The following is a 12,058-nucleotide window of genomic DNA, read 5'->3' on the forward strand; positions in this document are numbered from 1 at the left end:
CTGTTCCTCAGTTGGGGGTCGTGAGCAGCCGGGGTGCGTCGGAATCCGTGCCCTCTACCGCTACTTCCGGCACACCGACGACCTGATGCTGGCCGTCGCCGACGAGCTGACCGGCCGTACCCTGCGCGCCTGGCGGCCCACCGGCGACTGGCGCGCCGACCTGCGCGACCTGGGCCTGCGCATGCACGCGGGTGCTCTCGCCCATCCCCGGGCGGCGGTGCTCAGCGCACACCGGGTGACCGGACGGACGTACGAGATCCAGGCCGTCGAGACCATCCTCGGGGTGCTGCGCGGCGCCGGTTTCCCGGACGCGGAGGCGGTCCGGGTCTACCACGCCTTCGTCGACCAGGCCCTCGCCTGCAGCGCCCTCGACTCCGCCAGCACCGCCCTGCCCGAGCCCGCCCGTGAGGCCGAGGCGGACGTGTGGCGGGCGACCTACGGCCGGCTGCCCGCCGCCACCCACCCGAACATCGCGGCCACCGCCCGCCACCTCGTGGCCTCGATGCGGGACAGCTCCTACCCGGCCGCCCTGGACCTGCTCCTGGCGGCGGCCGAGGCCCGCCTGATCCGGACGCGTCTCCGGGACTGAATCCGGCGGCCGGGGACATCCGCACTCCAAGGACCTGTCCAGGGAGGAAGCATGGCATTGGTGAACGCGGCCGTCGTGGTGCTCGACTGCGCCGAGCCCGAGAAACTCGCAGTGTTCTACCGGGAGTTGCTGGACGCCGAGGACGGCGAGACATCGGCCAACCTGGTCGAGATCCGTACTCGCGGCGGCTTCAGGATCGCCTTCCGGCGCGACGTCACCGCGACCCCGCCCAGCTGGCCGCGGCCCGAGAACTCGCTCCAGGCCCACCTCGACTTCCTGGTCGAGGACCTCGACGAGGCCGAGCTGCGGGTGGTCGGCCTCGGCGGACGCCCGATCGACACCAAGGAGCCGGCCGGGCCCTACGAGGAACGTGGGTACGCGGACCCGGCCGGACACTCCTTCACCCTGCGCCTGCTGCCGCCGGTGGCGCCGAAGCTGGGCTGAGACCGCTCAGTCCCGGCCGCCCCTGCGGGTCGCCGGCCATGCTCCCGTGGAGCGTTCTACGGCGGTGGCGCCGGTGCGGTCCACGGCGCTGCGCACCACCGCGAAGACGGCGCCCTGGAGGGCCGCGGCCAGCAGCACCTCGCCCCAGCCGCGCTCCCGGTCCAGGGCGTCGGGCGCGTCCTCCTCGCCGCGCAGTGCCATCCAGGTCCGGCGGAAGACCAGTGCGCCCAGCGCGCCCCCGGCCCAGCTCAGCAGAAAGCCGAGCGGCGCGTAGACGAGAGGGAACTTCGGTTTCTTCCTGCGCTTGGCCATGCCTGCCTCCGCGTTGTCAGGGCCGCCCCGCGTCCGCGACCTGCTCGGCCGCCGGCACCGGACCGGGCGGTGTCCCGTCCCCGAAGGGCCGGCCGCCCAGCTGCTCCCGGTGATGGGGCGTCAGCCACCCGGCGAGATCCGGGCCGAGGGGAACGATACGGGTGGGGTTGATGCCGGTGTGCACCTGGTAGTAGTGCCGCTTGATGTGGTCGAAGTCGACGGTGTCACCGAATCCCGGCGTCTGGTAGAGGTCCCTCACGTACGCCCACAGCACCGGGTTCTCGGCCACCTTCCAGCGGTTGCACTTGAAGTGGCCGTGATAGACCGCGTCGAACCGCACCAGTGTGGTGAAGAGCCGGATGTCGGCCTCCGTGATCGTGTCCCCGACCAGGTAGCGCTGCCCCGCCAGCCGCTCGGCGAGCAGGCCGAGCCGCCGGAACACGGCCGTGCACGCGTCCTCGTACACCTTCTGCTGGTGCGCGAACCCGGCCCGGTAGACACCGTTGTTGACGTCCTCGTAGACCTCGGCCGTCACCGTGTCGATCTCGTCCCGGCGTGCGGCCGGGTACAGGTCCGGCGCCCCCTCCCGGTGCAGTGCCGTCCACTCGGTGGCCAGGTCCAGGGTCAGCTGCTGGTAGTCGTTGGTGACCAGCCGCCCGCTCGGCACGTCCACGACCGCGGGCACGCTCACCCCGCCCGGGTAGCCGGTCTCCCGGCGGTCGTAGGCCTCGCTGAGGAACCGGATGCCGAGTACCGGGTCCCGGTCGTCGGGGTCGAGGGTGAAGCGCCAGCTCCGGTCGTCCTGGACCGGGTCGGTGACGGCCAGCGACAGGGCGTCCTCCAGGCCGAGCAGGCGCCGTGACACCAGTGCCCGGCTCGCCCACGGACAGGCGCGGCTGACCACCAGGCGGTAACGCCCGGCCGCCACCGGCCAGCCGTCCCGCCCGTCCGCCGTGATCCGGTCCGTGAAGTGACTGGGGGACCGTGAGAACGCCTTGTGCCCGAGCGAGGTGTTGCTGCCGTCACCACTCATGCTGCCTCCCTCACGTGCCTGATGCGCCGTGTCTCCCGATGTTCCCCGATTCGCAGCTCCCGCACGTGTGATCAGCCCGGGCCGGGGCAGTCGGCCGAGGTGAGTGGGACTTCGTCGCAACGACAACCGCAAGGGCAGCCGGACCGGTCGCACGCCGACCGCGGGACACGGCTGACCGTGTTCGTGGCGCTCGCCGCCAATCTGGTGATCGCCGCCGCCAAGGCCGTCGGCGGAATCGTCGCCGGGTCGCCCGCACTGCTTTCCGAGGCCGCGCACTCCGTTGCCGACAGCCTCAACGAGGTGTTCCTGCTGGCCGCCCTGCGCCGCAGCCGCCGCCCGCCCGACGAACGCCACCCCTTCGGCTACGGCAAGGAGCGGTTCTTCTGGTCCCTGCTCGCGGCCGTCGGGATCTTCGTCATGGGCGGCTGCTTCTCCGTCTTCCAGGGCGTCGAGGCGCTGCGCAACGGCGCCGACGAGAAGCTCAGCGGCTATGTGGCGGGCCTGATCGTGCTGGGCGTCGCCCTGCTCGCCGAGGGCGCCTCGCTGGTCCGGGCACTGCACCAGGCCCGCCGGGAGGACCGGGGCCTGCGGGATCCGGCGCTGCGCACGGTCGTCGCCGAGGACGGCACCGCGGTGCTCGGGGTGCTGCTCGCGATGGCCGGCATGGCGTTGCACATGGTCACCGGACAGGTCGCGTGGGAGGCCTCCGCCTCCCTGGCCATCGGCGTGCTGCTGGTGTACGTGGCCTACCGGCTGGGCGCCGACGCCCGCGCCCAGCTGATCGGGGAGGCCGCGGACCCCGAGCTGAGCGGCAGGATCCGTGAGCGGCTGGCGGAGGAGCCCGAGATCGACAGCGTGGAAGCGCTGTTCACGATGAAGCTGGGGCTCGACGCGACCCTGGTCGCGGCCCGGATCGACCTGGTGCCGGGCCTGGACAGCGAGGAGGTCGAGGAGGTCCTGGTGCGCATCAAGCGGTCCCTGGACGAGGAGTTCGGCGAGACCGACCAGATCTTCCTGGACGTGACCGACCGCTCGGCGCAGGAGGCGCGGGAAAGCCCCGCCGCGACGGGGGAACGCGGCGGGGCCTGACTTCCGGCTGCCCTGGCGGGTGCCGGTTCATGCCTGCGGGAAACAGATTTTTCTAAATTCCGACGTTCCCCGGCCGGAAAGGATTCCCGGAACCGTCAGTTCCCCTGGTGCGGCTCCAGCACGAACACCGGGATCTCCCGGTCGGTCTTCTTCTGGTAGTCGGCGTAGGGCGGATACGCGGCGACCGCCCGCTCCCACCACTCGGCCTTCTCCGCTCCGGTGATCTCACGGGCGGTCATGTCCTGCTTGACCGGCCCGTCCTGGAGCTCGACGAGCGGCTGCGACTTGACGTTGTAGTACCAGACCGGATGCTTCGGCGCACCGCCCTGCGAGGCGACCACCGCGTACTTCCCGCCGTGCTCCACGCGCATCAGCGGCGTCTTGCGGATCTTCCCGCTCTTCACCCCCAGGGTGGTCAGCAGGATGACGGGCATCCCGGTGTCCATCAGGGTCGTGCCCTTCGTCCCGCCTGAGCTCTCGTACAGCTCGACCTGCTCGCGTACCCAGGCCGCCGGGCTGGGCTCGTACTCGCCCTCAAGAGGCATTGAGGTCCGTCCCCTCGTCGCTTCCAAGACTGACGCCATGATTCAACACCGGGAGTGCCCCGGATCATCCGTACGACACCGGGCCCTCCTTACCTCACGGGCAATCGCACGTACCGCACGACGCGGGCACAGTCGTGGACACACCCCGTCCGGCCGAACACCCGAGGCAGGTCACGGCGATGTCCCACACCCGTACCGTCGTGACGGAACTTCTCCGGCGGATCGCCGAGCTGTACGCCGAGGACGCCGACTGGCGGCTGAACCGGCCGCGGCACGAGCACGACCGCCGGGACACCCCCTGGATCACCTGCCGCACCGGCCGCGCCGGAGCCGCCGCCCACTACCGCGACCTGGCCGCGCACCACGTACCCGAGCGGGCGGACACCCGGGTCGAACGGGTGCTGGTCGACGGCGACGACGCGGTGGTGCTCGGCGAGATCCGGCAGACCGCGTGCCCCACCGGACGCCCGTATCACGCCAGATTCGCCCTGCACCTCACCGTCCGGGACGGCCACGTCGTACGGCACCACGTCCCACGTCGTACGGCACCACGTCTACGAGGACAGCCTGCCGTCGCCGGAGCCTTCGCGCCCCGACCGGGTCCCGGCGGTCTCAGCCCGGCGACAGCACCATCCGGGCCGCCAGCCCCAGCATCACGCAGCTCGACAGCAGCGCCGTGACCAGGCGTCCCCGGTGGCCGGTCAGGCCCCGGCCGAGCAGCGCGCCGCCGCCCGCCAGCAGCAGCTGCCAGCTCGCGGAAGCGGCGAAGGCCGCGAGGACGAAGACGCCCTGCTCCAGCGGCCGCACCGGCTCGGCGGAACGGGAGCCGACCACCAGCGCCGCGAAATAGATCACCGTCGTGGGGTTGAGCAGAGTGATCCCGAGCAGGCCGAGATACGCCCGTGCGGGACCGGGTACCGGCCGCTCGGCCCGGGTGGAAAGACGCCGCTCCCGGTACTGGCGCAGCGCCCCCGTCGCACCTCGTACCGCGAGCCCCACCAGCACCAGGGCCGAGACCAGGCGCAGCGGCCCGAGCACCGGCAGCAGCGCGGTCGCCAGCGCGGCCCCGCCGACCGCGGCGAGCAGGGCGTACAGGCCGTCGGCGCTCGCGACACCGAGCGCGGCGCAGGCGCCGGTCCTCAGCGAAGTGCGGGCCGTGAGGGACACTAGATATGTGCCGACCGCGCCGACCGGGACGGCGATCCCGTAGCCGGCGAGCAGGCCGGCGACGAGCGCGGCCGTCACGGGCGTGCGGGCTCGGGCCTCCAGGGGCGCCTCGGCTGCTGCTGGACCCGCCCCCGGGCGACGGTCGCGAAGGTCAGCGGCACCACGGCGTCAGGAGTGTTCATGCGCAGATCCTGTGGTCCGCCTCGTCCTGCCGGCAAGCCGTTTTCGGCGTGGAATCGTCCCCCGACCACGTGGGGTTCGGCCAGATCACCCGGTTCACCGATCTGGCCGAACTTGCGGTCGTCCCATAGATGCCCCGAGCATCTAATGAAGATCGGCACGACGTACGACATTCGTCTGCGAGGTCTTCCATGAACGAACTGACGGACCTGACGGAACCCACTGTTCCGGCCCACCCGGCCGACCCTGTGGCCTGGCCGCAGGACCGCACCTGCCCCTACCACCCGCCCACCGGCTACGACCCGCTGCGCGACGGGACCCCGCTGTCCCGGGTCACCCTCTACGACGGCCGCACCGCCTGGGCGGTCACCGGCCACGGCACGGCCCGGGCGCTGCTCGCCGACCCCCGGCTCTCCAGCGACCGCCGACGGGACGACTTCCCGATGCCGAACGCCCGGTTCGCGGCGGCCCGCGAGCGCCGCCAGGTCGCCCTGCTCGGCCTCGACGACCCCGAGCACCAGACCCAGCGCAGGATGCTGATCCCGGACTTCACCCTGAAACGGGCGACCGAGATGCGGCCGGCCATCCAGCGCATCGTCGACGGCCTGCTGGACCGGATGATCGCCCAGGGTCCGCCGGCCGACCTGGTGAGCGCCTTCGCCCTGCCCGTGCCGTCCATGGTCATCTGTGACCTGCTCGGTGTGCCCTACGCCGACCACGAGTTCTTCGAAGCACAGTCCCGGCGGCTGCTGCGCGGTCCGGCGGCCGCGGACTCCCTGGACGCGCGCGACCGGCTGGAGGCCTATCTGGGCGACCTGGCCGACCGCAAGAGCCGGGACGAGGCGCCCGGCGAAGGCGTCCTGGACGACCTCGTCCACGAGCGGCTCCGCGAGGGCGACCTGAACCGCGCCGAGGTCGTCTCACTCGCCCTCATCCTGCTGGTCGCCGGGCACGAGACCACGGCCAACATGATCTCGCTGGGTACCTTCACCCTGCTCCAGCAGCCCGAGCGGCTCGCCGAACTGCGCGCCGACCCCGCTCTGGTGCCCGCCGCCGTCGAGGAACTGATGCGGATGCTGTCCATCGCCGACGGGCTGCTGCGCGTCGCCCTGGAGGACATCGAGGTGGCCGGCTCCACCATCCGCAAAGGCGACGGCGTGCTCTTCGCCACCTCGGTCATCAACCGCGACGAGTCCGTGTACGACGACCCCGACACCATCGACTGGCACCGCCCGGCCCGCCACCACGTTGCCTTCGGCTTCGGCATCCACCAGTGCCTGGGCCAGAACCTGGCCCGCACCGAGCTGGAGATCGCCCTGCGCACCCTGTGGGAGCGGCTTCCGGACCTGCGGCTGGCCGCGCCGCCGGAGAAGATTCCCTTCAAACCCGGCGACACGATCCAGGGGATGCTGGAACTCCCCGTGACCTGGTAAGAGGCTCCTGCCATGCACATCGACATCGACACGGACGTCTGTATCGGAGCCGGCCAGTGCGCCATGACGGCCCCGAACGTCTTCACCCAGGACGACGACGGCTTCAGCACCCTGCTCCCCGGAATGGCGGACGGCGGCGGCGACCCGCTGGTCAAGGAGGCGGCCCGGGCCTGCCCGGTGCACGCCATCACCGTCAAGGAACCGACGGGCTAGCCGGCGGCCGGCGGTGCCTGCGGCACCGCCGGCTCCGGACCGCGCGCCGCGCCCGATCGGCGATCACCTGGCAGACGGCCACCCGGTCGCCCTCGACGGTGACCCGCAGGACGTACCGGAGCCGTCCGAGCGGGGCGACCACCAGATCGGCCCTCGACCGGCGCCGGCGCGGCGAACCGGGCGCGCCGGCGCACCAGTACCGTGCCCTCGGCGGCCCCCGGAGCCCCTCCTGACCTCACGGGTCGCGCGGCGGTTCCCGGGCGTCCGTCGGGAGGGGCTGTTTCCGGGTGCGGCCCGGTTGCCCGGGGCCGGGGTGCTGCCGCGTCTGGGCGGCGGGGAGGCGGCGGCGTCGCGTCGGTCGCCCGGGCCCGGGACGGGCTTTCGGCGGTCCGAGCCAGGCGGGCGCGCTCCGTGCCTGGCCTCAGCGGTCGCGCAGGAGTTCCCGGGCCGCTTCGCGTGCCTCGGTGGCCGGGCGCGTGGTGCCGGTGATGCCCGCGGTCACCATCGCCCCCTCGGCCAGCAGGAACAGCGGCCCGGTGAGCGCGGCGTCCAGTCCCGCGTCCGCCACCAGGCGCCCGAGATAGTCCCGGAAGGCCTGCTTGTGGTCCCGTACCTGGGCCACCACCCCCTCGGAGGTGGCCCCCAGCTCGCCGTACGCGTTGATCCACGCGCACCCCCGGAAGTCCGCCTCGCCGAACCATCCCGCCAGCCAGTCGAAGACGGCGAGCAGCCGCTCCCTGGGGTCAGGCTCCCGTTCGACATGCGCGGCGAGCAGTCGCCGCCAGCGCAGGTCCCGGCGCTCCAGATAGGCCACCACGAGCTGTTCCTTGGCGGGGAAGAGCTGGTAGAGCCGTTTGAGGGAGACCCCGGAGGCGCCGCGTATGTCGTCCATGCCGACGGACTGGACCCCGCGGCCGTAGAACAGCCGCTCGGCGGCGTCCAGGGCCTGCTCCCGCGCGATCGCGCTGTCCATGACCACTGCTGATGGCTCCTTGACGTGAGAACGTGCGTTCTCCTACGTTAGCAGCGACCCGGAGAACGCACGTTCTCCGCGTGAGGAGGAGACCCATGACCGACCGTCCGCCCCTGCCGCCCTTCACCCACGAGACCGCCCTCCAGAAGGTCCAGGCCGCCGAGGACGCCTGGAACACCCGCGATCCGCAGCGCGTGGCGCTCGCGTACTCCGAGGACTCGCTCTGGCGCAACCGGGACACCTTCGTCACCGGCCGGGCCGAGATCGTCGAGTTCCTCACCGCCAAGTGGGACCGGGAACTCGACTACGCGCTCCGCAAGGACCTGTGGGCCTTCGACGGCGACCGCATCGCCGTCCGCTTCCAGTACGAGTGCCACGACGAGGCCGGCCAGTGGTGGCGGTCCTACGGCAACGAACTCTGGGAGTTCGACGGGCACGGCCTGATGACCCGGCGCGAGGCCAGCATCAACGACGTCCGGATCGAGGAGGGCGACCGCCGTATCCACGGTCCACGCCCGGAGTCCGAGCGGGGCCGGTCGTTCCCGCTCCGGTAGCGCTCGCGTAGGGTTCCCGGATGACCGACGCGTCCTCGAAGCCCTTCCTCTACCTGGTCGTCTGCGGGGCCGGCGTCGCCGCGGACGTCGGCAGGCTGATCACCGCGGCGCAGGAACGCGGCTGGGAGGTCGGGGTCATCGCCACGCCGGTCGCCATGAACGGCTTCTTCGACACCGCCGCCGCCGAGGCGCGCACCGGCCGACCCGTCCGGTCGGCCTGGCGCCGCCCCCGCGACCCGCGCCCCTTTCCGGCGCCGGACGCGGTGGCCGTCGCTCCCGCCACCTTCAACACCGTCAACAAGTGGGCCGCCGGGCTCGCCGACACCCTTGCCGTCGGCACCCTCTGCGAGGCCCTGGGGCTCGGCGTCCCGATAGCCGTTCTGCCGTGTGTCGCCGACGCGCTGGCCGCCCACCCCGCCTACCGGGAGAGCGTCACCCGGCTGCGCGGGCTGGGCGTCCGCTTCGGCGAGCCGCACACCGGCGGGGCCGAAGCGGACGGCCGGCGCCCCGAGTTCGCCTGGGAACGGGCGCTTGACCTGCTGGAGCACGGCTGACGCGTCCGATTACCGCCGCCGCCGCACGGGACCGGCCGCCCGCCCGACGTAGGCTCGGCTCTGTACGACGTGATCTCGAAGGCGGGAGACAACGATGGAGTACGTGAAGCTCGGCCGGACCGGTCTGGACGTGTCCCGGATCTGCCTCGGCTGCATGACCTACGGTCTGCCCGACCGTGGCACCCACGAGTGGACCCTCGACGAGGAGGCGTCCCGCCCGCTGATCCGGCAGGCGCTGGAGACGGGCATCAACTTCTTCGACACCGCCAACGTCTACTCGGACGGCACCAGCGAGGAGATCGTCGGCAAGGCGCTGCGCGACTTCGCCCGGCGCGACGAGATCGTCCTCGCCACCAAGGTGCACGGCCGGATGCGCCCCGGGCCCAACGGCGGCGGTCTGTCCCGCAAGGCGATCCTCACGGAGATCGACCACAGCCTCAGCCGGCTCGGCACCGACTACGTCGACCTCTACCAGATCCACCGCTTCGACCACGAGACGCCGATCGAGGAGACGATGGAGGCGTTGCACGACGTCGTCAAGGCGGGCAAGGCCCGGTACATCGGGGCGAGTTCGATGTACGCCTGGGAGTTCTCCAAGGCCCAGTACACGGCCGAGCGGCACGGCTGGACCAGGTTCGTCTCCATGCAGAACCACTACAACCTCCTCTACCGCGAGGAGGAGCGCGAGATGCTGCCGCTCTGCGTGGACCAGGGCGTCGGCGTACTGCCGTGGAGCCCGCTGGCCCGGGGCCGCCTCACCCGCGACTGGGGCACGGTCACCGAGCGCAGCGCCACCGACAACTTCGGCAACCGCCTCTACCAGGAGGGCGACCGCGCGATCGTCGAGGCGGTCACCCGCATCGCAGGCGACCGGGGCGTCCCCCGGGCCCAGGTGGCCCTCTCCTGGCTCCTCCACCAGAACCCGGTGACGGCCCCGATCATCGGCGCGTCCAAGCCCCGGCACATCGAGGACGCGGTCGCCGCAGTGGAGTTGGCACTCAGCGACAAGGAACTCGAAGAGCTGGAGCAGCCGTACGGCCCCCATCCGATCTCCGGCCACTGAGACGTGCCGCACGCCAGGGGCGCGGGCCCCGTCACGGCCGTTCGGTCCCGCAGGGGCCGGCGCCCGCGCTCGCCGGCAGCGCAACGCGTTCCCCGCTCATGGTCAACGTCCGGTAGTACGAACCGATCCGCGCCGCCGACCGCCCCACGTAATGCCCGATGAACGACCGCCGGAACCGCGCGGCGGAGCGGTTCGGCTGTGACCCGTGCACCAGACTCCCGTTGAAGAACAGCACGTCCCCCGGCCCCATGTCGACCGGCACCGCCACCAGCCCCGTTGGCGGTGCCACGTACTCCCGCGCGAACGACAGCTCCGCGTCGGACTCCTCCGGGCAGAACAGCTCCATCCGATGCGTCCCCGGCACCACTTCGAGACCGCCGTTCTCCCGGCCGATCTCCTCGCAGGCGACCCACGCCGCGACGCAGGTCCCCGGCTCCACCCGCAGATAGAAGTTGTCCTGGTGCAGCGCCTGCCCCCGGGCCCCCGGCGGCTTGAAGTAGAACATGCTCTGTGCGGCCAGCACCTCCTCCCCGAACAACCCCTCCAGGATCACCCGCAGCCGCGCGTCCAGCAGGAACCGCCGGGCGAGCGCGCTGATCTCGTGCGGCTGCATCACGCGGGGGTACCGGTGCAGCGGATCCGCCGTCGGCCCCGGCCGGAAGTGGCCCGGCACGGGCCGCCCCGCCGCGTGCAGCGCCGCGAACTCCGCACACAACCGGTCGATCTCGTCGTACCCGAACAACCCACGTACGACGGCGAACCCGTCGTCCTCGAACTGCCGCGCCGTGGTGGTGCCGATGCCCGTGACGGTCATGTCCGCGCTCCTCGGTCCGGTGCTCTGGGCCTGTCACGCTAGGCCGACACGTCCGTGGAGAGGATGTCCATGACCGCTGAGGAACTGCCCGGGACCGCTGTCCCGGCTCCGCCGCCGGGCACGGTCGTCACCGGCCACTACGACCAGGGCCCCGGTTACCGGGTCAACCGGCCCGAGGGGTCGGCCAGTTGGCTGTTCACCTGGACCACGGACGGGCTCGGCCTGCTCCGGCAGGGGACCGCACAGGCCTGGGCCCGCCCCGGCCACCTGGTCGTCCTCGCGCCAGGCGTGCCGCACCACTACACGGTCGGGCCCGGCGCGCGCCGCTGGCGCTTCTGGTGGACGCACTGCCAGGCCCGCCCCGGCTGGGCGCAGTGGCTGGGGCCGTGCGCCGTGGGCGACGGCGTGTTCGCCGTCGGGGCTGCGGAGGACACGCACGCCAGGATCGAGACCGCGTTCCACCGGCTGCTGGCCGACTCCCGCTGGACCGGCTGCGGCGCGCCGCCCGCCGCGGTGCGCGGCGAACCGCCCGTCGCCGTCGCGTACGGCAGCGCGGCACGCGAACTCGCCCTGTGCGCGCTGGAGGAGGTGGTGCTGCTCGCGACGGCCGGCGCGCACCGCGCGGCTCCGGGGCCGGACGCCGGGGACGGGCGGGTGCGCCGCGCCTCGGAGCTGATCGCCGCCGACCCGGGCGCTGCGCACACCGTCGACTCGCTCGCCGCGCAGGTCGCGCTCTCGCCGTCCCGGTTCGCCCACCTCTTCACCCGGGAGACGGGCCTGCCCCCGATGCGCGCGCTGCGCGAGGCGCGGCTGCGACACGCCGCCCGGCTGCTGGAGAGCACCGACCTGACCGTCGGGCGGGTCGCGGCCGCGTCCGGATTTCCCAGCCCGTTCCACTTCAGCCGGGTTTTCCGTGAAAGATACGGTGTCCCACCCGGCGCCTACCGTTCCGGTGAACGCCCCTAATGCCCGCGGCCATTGGTCTCCGGGCGCCGCCCGCCGGGCGGATCGCGCAGGTCGGAAGACGGTTCAATGGTTGGTGCGGATGACGGAGCGGCCGCCCCCGAATCCTCGCGTCAATTACGATGTCGATAC

The 12,058-nt window shown here is 72.4% G+C and carries 15 protein-coding genes and 1 pseudogene; 10 read left to right on the forward strand and 6 right to left on the reverse strand.

The annotated features are described in order from the left end of the window. Positions 1–49: 49 nt before the first annotated feature. Together ACFXI4_RS39770 and ACFXI4_RS39775 are read left to right on the forward strand one after the other, a co-directional pair. Positions 50–589: pseudogene (locus ACFXI4_RS39770) on the forward strand (TetR/AcrR family transcriptional regulator C-terminal domain-containing protein); the annotation flags it as partial. 51 nt (positions 590–640) lie between these two features. Then, positions 641–1,033 carry a VOC family protein gene (locus ACFXI4_RS39775; protein WP_362724222.1) on the forward strand — a complete coding sequence of 131 codons (393 nt, stop codon included), beginning with the start codon at positions 641–643 and terminating at the stop codon, positions 1,031–1,033. A 6-nt stretch (positions 1,034–1,039) separates the two neighbouring features. On the opposite strand, the gene ACFXI4_RS39780 is transcribed toward ACFXI4_RS39775, so the two are convergent. Together ACFXI4_RS39780 and ACFXI4_RS39785 are read right to left on the reverse strand one after the other, a co-directional pair. Continuing rightward, positions 1,040–1,345: a DUF4235 domain-containing protein gene (locus tag ACFXI4_RS39780; protein WP_385001079.1), complete on the reverse strand. Its 306-nt coding sequence runs from the start codon at positions 1,343–1,345 to the stop codon at positions 1,040–1,042. 16 nt (positions 1,346–1,361) lie between these two features. Continuing rightward, positions 1,362–2,378 (reverse strand): glutathione S-transferase family protein, encoded by a 1,017-nt coding sequence (locus ACFXI4_RS39785; RefSeq protein ID WP_385001082.1) that lies wholly within the window; start codon positions 2,376–2,378, stop codon positions 1,362–1,364. Between the two features lie 21 nt (positions 2,379–2,399). On the opposite strand from ACFXI4_RS39785, the gene ACFXI4_RS39790 reads away from it, so the two are divergent. Next, on the forward strand, positions 2,400–3,467 hold the full coding sequence (locus tag ACFXI4_RS39790) for a cation diffusion facilitator family transporter (protein WP_385001085.1): 1,068 nt from the start codon (positions 2,400–2,402) through the stop codon (positions 3,465–3,467). A gap of 95 nt (positions 3,468–3,562) precedes the next feature. Here the strand turns inward: ACFXI4_RS39790 and ACFXI4_RS39795 are convergent, their stop codons facing one another. Further along, complete coding sequence (locus tag ACFXI4_RS39795; protein ID WP_385001088.1) at positions 3,563–4,012, reverse strand: nitroreductase family deazaflavin-dependent oxidoreductase; 450 nt, start codon at positions 4,010–4,012, stop codon at positions 3,563–3,565. 179 nt (positions 4,013–4,191) lie between these two features. Between ACFXI4_RS39795 and ACFXI4_RS39800 the strand changes: the two genes are divergently transcribed. Further along, positions 4,192–4,692 (forward strand): nuclear transport factor 2 family protein, encoded by a 501-nt coding sequence (locus ACFXI4_RS39800; protein ID WP_385001091.1) that lies wholly within the window; start codon positions 4,192–4,194, stop codon positions 4,690–4,692. Here the strand turns inward: ACFXI4_RS39800 and ACFXI4_RS39805 are convergent. Next, a complete protein-coding gene (locus ACFXI4_RS39805) occupies positions 4,625–5,257 on the reverse strand; it encodes a LysE family transporter (protein ID WP_385001093.1) in 633 nt (210 codons plus the stop codon). The genes ACFXI4_RS39800 and ACFXI4_RS39805 overlap by 68 nt on opposite strands. A 293-nt stretch (positions 5,258–5,550) precedes the next feature. On the opposite strand from ACFXI4_RS39805, the gene ACFXI4_RS39810 reads away from it, so the two are divergent. Then, positions 5,551–6,792 (forward strand): cytochrome P450, encoded by a 1,242-nt coding sequence (locus ACFXI4_RS39810; protein ID WP_385001096.1) that lies wholly within the window; start codon positions 5,551–5,553, stop codon positions 6,790–6,792. 12 nt (positions 6,793–6,804) lie between these two features. Next, a complete protein-coding gene (locus tag ACFXI4_RS39815) occupies positions 6,805–7,005 on the forward strand; it encodes a ferredoxin (protein ID WP_362732144.1) in 201 nt (66 codons plus the stop codon). Between the two features lie 421 nt (positions 7,006–7,426). Here ACFXI4_RS39815 and ACFXI4_RS39820 read toward each other — a convergent pair whose 3' ends face one another. After that, complete coding sequence (locus ACFXI4_RS39820; protein WP_385001160.1) at positions 7,427–7,978, reverse strand: TetR/AcrR family transcriptional regulator; 552 nt, start codon at positions 7,976–7,978, stop codon at positions 7,427–7,429. Between the two features lie 95 nt (positions 7,979–8,073). On the opposite strand from ACFXI4_RS39820, the gene ACFXI4_RS39825 reads away from it, so the two are divergent. The 3 genes from ACFXI4_RS39825 to ACFXI4_RS39835 all read left to right on the forward strand — a co-directional run bounded on the left by ACFXI4_RS39825 (position 8,074) and on the right by ACFXI4_RS39835 (position 10,149). Further along, complete coding sequence (locus ACFXI4_RS39825; RefSeq protein WP_385001099.1) at positions 8,074–8,532, forward strand: nuclear transport factor 2 family protein; 459 nt, start codon at positions 8,074–8,076, stop codon at positions 8,530–8,532. 20 nt (positions 8,533–8,552) lie between these two features. After that, positions 8,553–9,086 (forward strand): flavoprotein, encoded by a 534-nt coding sequence (locus ACFXI4_RS39830; RefSeq protein WP_385001102.1) that lies wholly within the window; start codon positions 8,553–8,555, stop codon positions 9,084–9,086. A gap of 94 nt (positions 9,087–9,180) precedes the next feature. Beyond that, complete coding sequence (locus ACFXI4_RS39835; protein ID WP_385001105.1) at positions 9,181–10,149, forward strand: aldo/keto reductase; 969 nt, start codon at positions 9,181–9,183, stop codon at positions 10,147–10,149. 31 nt (positions 10,150–10,180) lie between these two features. Here ACFXI4_RS39835 and ACFXI4_RS39840 read toward each other — a convergent pair whose 3' ends face one another. Beyond that, positions 10,181–10,963: a phytanoyl-CoA dioxygenase family protein gene (locus tag ACFXI4_RS39840; protein ID WP_385001108.1), complete on the reverse strand. Its 783-nt coding sequence runs from the start codon at positions 10,961–10,963 to the stop codon at positions 10,181–10,183. A gap of 69 nt (positions 10,964–11,032) precedes the next feature. Here ACFXI4_RS39840 and ACFXI4_RS39845 point away from each other — a divergent pair, with 69 nt between their 5' ends. Next, positions 11,033–11,929: a helix-turn-helix domain-containing protein gene (locus ACFXI4_RS39845; RefSeq protein ID WP_385001110.1), complete on the forward strand. Its 897-nt coding sequence runs from the start codon at positions 11,033–11,035 to the stop codon at positions 11,927–11,929. Positions 11,930–12,058 lie beyond the last annotated feature (129 nt).

The sequence above is a fragment of the Streptomyces sp. NPDC059224 genome, from assembly GCF_042754285.1.
Lineage (GTDB): Bacteria > Actinomycetota > Actinomycetes > Streptomycetales > Streptomycetaceae > Streptomyces.

Coding starts and splice junctions, on each gene's coding strand:
- ACFXI4_RS39775 (WP_362724222.1), top strand. CDS start 641: ATGGCATTGGTGAACGCGGCCGTCGTGGTGCTCGACTGCGCCGAGCCC.
- ACFXI4_RS39780 (WP_385001079.1), bottom strand. CDS start 1,345: ATGGCCAAGCGCAGGAAGAAACCGAAGTTCCCTCTCGTCTACGCGCCG.
- ACFXI4_RS39785 (WP_385001082.1), bottom strand. CDS start 2,378: ATGAGTGGTGACGGCAGCAACACCTCGCTCGGGCACAAGGCGTTCTCA.
- ACFXI4_RS39790 (WP_385001085.1), top strand. CDS start 2,400: ATGCGCCGTGTCTCCCGATGTTCCCCGATTCGCAGCTCCCGCACGTGT.
- ACFXI4_RS39795 (WP_385001088.1), bottom strand. CDS start 4,012: ATGCCTCTTGAGGGCGAGTACGAGCCCAGCCCGGCGGCCTGGGTACGC.
- ACFXI4_RS39800 (WP_385001091.1), top strand. CDS start 4,192: ATGTCCCACACCCGTACCGTCGTGACGGAACTTCTCCGGCGGATCGCC.
- ACFXI4_RS39810 (WP_385001096.1), top strand. CDS start 5,551: ATGAACGAACTGACGGACCTGACGGAACCCACTGTTCCGGCCCACCCG.
- ACFXI4_RS39815 (WP_362732144.1), top strand. CDS start 6,805: ATGCACATCGACATCGACACGGACGTCTGTATCGGAGCCGGCCAGTGC.
- ACFXI4_RS39820 (WP_385001160.1), bottom strand. CDS start 7,978: ATGGACAGCGCGATCGCGCGGGAGCAGGCCCTGGACGCCGCCGAGCGG.
- ACFXI4_RS39825 (WP_385001099.1), top strand. CDS start 8,074: ATGACCGACCGTCCGCCCCTGCCGCCCTTCACCCACGAGACCGCCCTC.
- ACFXI4_RS39830 (WP_385001102.1), top strand. CDS start 8,553: ATGACCGACGCGTCCTCGAAGCCCTTCCTCTACCTGGTCGTCTGCGGG.
- ACFXI4_RS39835 (WP_385001105.1), top strand. CDS start 9,181: ATGGAGTACGTGAAGCTCGGCCGGACCGGTCTGGACGTGTCCCGGATC.
- ACFXI4_RS39840 (WP_385001108.1), bottom strand. CDS start 10,963: ATGACCGTCACGGGCATCGGCACCACCACGGCGCGGCAGTTCGAGGAC.
- ACFXI4_RS39845 (WP_385001110.1), top strand. CDS start 11,033: ATGACCGCTGAGGAACTGCCCGGGACCGCTGTCCCGGCTCCGCCGCCG.